Source organism: Bacillus sp. MYb56, from assembly GCF_002976445.1.
Taxonomy (GTDB): Bacteria; Bacillota; Bacilli; order Bacillales; family Bacillaceae_G; genus Bacillus_A; species Bacillus_A mycoides.
Genome location: NZ_PCOH01000104.1, coordinates 1 through 2,906, shown reverse-complemented (window position 1 = coordinate 2,906; position 2,906 = coordinate 1). Strand labels below are relative to the sequence as shown.

The 2,906-nt window shown below is 34.7% G+C and carries 3 protein-coding genes and 1 pseudogene; all 4 read right to left on the bottom strand.

Annotation, left to right across the window (positions count from 1 at the left end; all coding sequences use genetic code 11):
- Positions 1–158 (bottom strand): annotated as a pseudogene (locus tag CQ058_RS31075) (MerR family transcriptional regulator); the annotation flags it as partial.
- 13 nt (positions 159–171) lie between these two features.
- Positions 172–444, bottom strand: a complete 273-nt coding sequence (locus CQ058_RS31070) for a hypothetical protein (RefSeq protein WP_105590257.1) — start codon at positions 442–444, stop codon at positions 172–174.
- Between the two features lie 29 nt (positions 445–473).
- Positions 474–1,601 carry a bifunctional lytic transglycosylase/C40 family peptidase gene (locus tag CQ058_RS31065; RefSeq protein WP_063225652.1) on the bottom strand — a complete coding sequence of 376 codons (1,128 nt, stop codon included), beginning with the start codon at positions 1,599–1,601 and terminating at the stop codon, positions 474–476.
- Between the two features lie 4 nt (positions 1,602–1,605).
- Positions 1,606–2,906, bottom strand: a 1,301-nt coding sequence (locus CQ058_RS31060) for a VirB4 family type IV secretion system protein (RefSeq protein ID WP_105590256.1), incomplete at its 5' end; no start/stop codon positions are given.

The following is a 2,906-nucleotide window of genomic DNA, read 5'->3' as shown; positions in this document are numbered from 1 at the left end:
AAGTCTTCATTTTGTTTTGTTAGTAATTCATTTGAAAGTTTTAACTGTTTTTCTTTGCCATCACTCATTGATTTTTTGCTCAAATAGATATTAAAAGCTGTCACACCTACAACTAAAATGGCAAACACAATAAACAAGAATTTCCGTTTATCTTTCATATCATTTTCTCCTTTACTTCGTAATATCGTTTAGTTTTTTAGTAGCATTCCAGTATGATTGTATTGCTGTTTTTGCTGCCTCTTCTGATGGGAAATTTGCTACCACCCATAAATAAGTTTTCCCTTCATAGTGAAAGGTTTTGTGTTCTATAAAGTGTGATATCTCGTTTTCTTTCAACTCTCGATGTAAAAGAAAATTTGAATCATCAACGTTTTGGATCAAATAGTTTGATGGTTTAATGACTACATTTTTAAATTCTTCAATCGGTGCTTCTATTAATTTCATTTTGATTTCCCCTTTACTTTTTCATTTTTTTAGAACCTTCTTACATGACCAGAAAAGACTTTTTGCCAATACGGATTATTTAAATCTTCAATGAAAACCCCTTTATTTGTTTGGCATCCAATGAAAGTATTTTTATCAATTACAATTCCAACATGCCCATCATGTTTGTAAGTATCAAAGAATATAACGTCCCCCGGTTTCATATCATTTGCTGATACTTTTGTACCGATTTTATTTAATGTTTCCGTACTTACAGCTCCCATTGGACTTACATTCATTCCTACTTGTTCGAATGCCCAGCGTACAAAACTACTACAATCAAAAATACCTCTTGCAATGTCATTTGTGTTACGTCCCCCACCAAATACATAAGTAGAACGACCTATCCATTGACGACCTACATCGGCAACCTTTGAGCCGCTACTTCCTCCACTACCTGGATTTCCTCCGCCACCAGAAACAACAGAACCCGGCTGATAATATTTTAAAACTGCGTCAACGTACAAAATATCGCCGTAGCACGCTTGATACGGTACCGCTTCCGGTCTAAGGCAATGATACATACCAGTGTGAGCTACTTTTTTGTATTGCTCCTGTGAGAATTTTATAGCTAATTCCTTTGTATATTTGCCACCATTTGAATTAACAAAATCAAAAAAACCTGTTCCGAAGTTGTACGCTTGGAGGGCTGTTTTGATATGATCCATGTCACCAGGACTCGTTACACCTGCTCTTTCTATCGCATGTTTAAACTCCTGTACACCAGCCCAAATACTGTAATCTGGATCTGTAATACAGTTTGGTGATTTACAATATTTCGTATTAAAAGCACCCTCTGATGATTGCATCGGATCGCTCCCTCGGCCTCCGCTCTCTTGCATCATTTGTGCAAGCATTAAAGCGACAAATGGTTCCACGCCAAAATCTTTCGCATGCTTCCGAATCGTAGGTTCCCATTTTAAAACTTCGGGCGAAACATTCATCACTTGCCCCTCACCTGTATACGTAATATCACCCGTGTCTGTTCCACTCTCTCCACCCATTGCCGCAATAAAAATACTCATAACTCCAAGTAAAAGAAAAGAAAAAAGACCCATCACAATTAACGCTAAAGTGATGAGCCATTTCTTTGGTATGATCTTTAAAACCAGATGCATGGTATTAAGCACCTCCCCCGAATAACATCAATTCTTCATCTGTTACTTCTACATGAAAGTGAATGTTTTTTACAGCTCCAATACTTAAAATGACATCCCCTGTTGGCAAATGTGGGATTGCTGCAATCTCACTTTCACTTAACTGTCCTGCAAATACTTTTCGTAACATATCTAAACTGTTATTATCTTGTTGCATAATAAATTTGTACTGTGTAAGTTCAAAGAGCTTTTTAATTTCGTCAATCATTTCTTGTGAAGATCCTTCCGGTACAAAATCTCGAATTGTATGACTTGCATATAATAGACCTGCAAAATATTTTCGATCTTCTCGGCTAAATTTAGTTAGAAATTGTAAAGCATGAGCGCTTTCTTTTTTCGTGTTAATTATATGATGCGCCTCGTCAATAATAATGAAATAACGAATTACATCTTCAAAAGCAAGTTGTTGTTTAGTATATGCCTCTAATTGTGGCGCACCATTGGATATCATTTCATCCCATATTAAATTAAAAACATTAAAAATTTGCGCTTGGAATACTTCCGGTTTAAAATTTGAAATGTTTCGTAAGGAAAACGATACAACTTGTTCTTTTTTAAAGTTTTCAATAGTGGAATGACCATCAAATAATTGTGCATATGCTTCTACTAAATTTACAAGATTTAATTCAATCAACTCTAAACGATGTTTTCTGCTTTCTCCTAAATTCTCATGGTGTTTTCTATTTTCTACATTCTCATATAATTCATCACGAACAAAAGATAAAAAGTTTGAGAAAATGGGATACTCATTTGGTTTTCTTGTTGTAATTTCATTTTTCGCTCCTTTTTCATCATTCCATAATCCCATTCGAATATATAATTTACGAAGCAAATTTTCATATTCTTTAATTTCATCATCTTTTGCTTCTGGCGCAATGAATCGATAAAAAATTGTCAGTTTAGATAGATGTTGAGTGAAACTAACTTCTTCAAGTTCTGCTGTCTTATATACTTGAAGTGGGTTAATTTGACCTTGCGAACCATCTAATGCAATTGTTTTCCCGTTCAGATCACGTACTGTTTCCTCGAATTCACCTACAATATCAAAAATACGGATAAAATGACCTTTACTTGCATAGTCTACTGATTTCTTTTTTAGTAATGTTGATTTTCCAGCACCAGGCTTTCCAATCATTACACCGTTATAAAACTTTCTTTGTTCGTCTTTATGAAAAATATCAAAAATAACATTTCCTTTTGTTTTCGTTGTTCCATAATACGTACCGTATGGATCGTTCAAATAAGAATAGTGAAATGGACATCCAC